This window comes from Clostridium sp. CMCC3677 (assembly GCF_023845585.1).
Taxonomy (GTDB): Bacteria; Bacillota; Clostridia; order Clostridiales; family Clostridiaceae; genus Clostridium; species Clostridium aquiflavi.
In genome coordinates this window covers 1-236 of sequence record NZ_JAMQHS010000092.1, presented here as the reverse complement: position 1 = coordinate 236, position 236 = coordinate 1, and the positions used below count along the sequence as shown (strand labels likewise).

Sequence of the window (236 nt, the reverse complement as noted above, 5' to 3'; positions counted from 1 at the left end):
AGCGACAGCTGAGCCATTACTTAGTCCACTTTTTGTTCTTTTGCTCGGCTACGTTCTTCTTCTGCACGTTGTTTTGCTTTTTCAGCGCGATCAATATCCATATCTTGTTCACGTTCAGCAGTATCCGCGAGAATATTAACTTCTTCACCGTTTACTGCCATAAAGCCACCATTGACAGCGACCCATTCCTCACCAGACTCAACTTTTAAACGAACGATGTCGATTTTAAGTGGAGC

At 43.6% G+C, this 236-nt stretch carries 1 protein-coding gene; it reads right to left on the bottom strand.

What is annotated here, in order from left to right:
• Positions 1-20 precede the first annotated feature (20 nt).
• A partial coding sequence (locus tag NG901_RS16840; protein ID WP_502800142.1) for a F0F1 ATP synthase subunit epsilon occupies positions 21-236 on the bottom strand: 216 nt, incomplete at its 5' end.